Origin of the sequence: Jeotgalibacillus haloalkalitolerans (genome assembly GCF_034427455.1) — a bacterium.
GTDB lineage: Bacteria > Bacillota > Bacilli > Bacillales > Jeotgalibacillaceae > Jeotgalibacillus > Jeotgalibacillus haloalkalitolerans.
This window is the reverse complement of the sequence record NZ_JAXQNN010000027.1, coordinates 1-217: the sequence shown is the minus strand read 5'-3', so window position 1 is coordinate 217 and position 217 is coordinate 1. Positions and strand designations below refer to the sequence as shown.

Annotated in this window: 1 rRNA gene; it reads right to left on the bottom strand. The window is 43.8% G+C overall.

Annotated elements, in window-relative coordinates:
- Window positions 1-75 (bottom strand): 5S ribosomal RNA (gene rrf / locus UFB30_RS16600); the annotation flags it as partial.
- Window positions 76-217 lie beyond the last annotated feature (142 nt).

Genomic DNA, 217 nt, shown 5'->3' with positions numbered 1-217 from the left:
ACCATCGGCGCTGAAGAGCTTAACTTCCGTGTTCGGCATGGGAACGGGTGTGACCTCTTCGCTATCATCACTAGACTGCATCGCAACTCGGCGACAAGTACTATTATAACATTTTAAGAAGGTTAATGCAATACTTTTTTTCGCGCCTTCAAAACTGGATACGTTCATCAAAGTAAGGGATATTCGAGAATCACCTAATTGGTTAAGTCCTCGATCG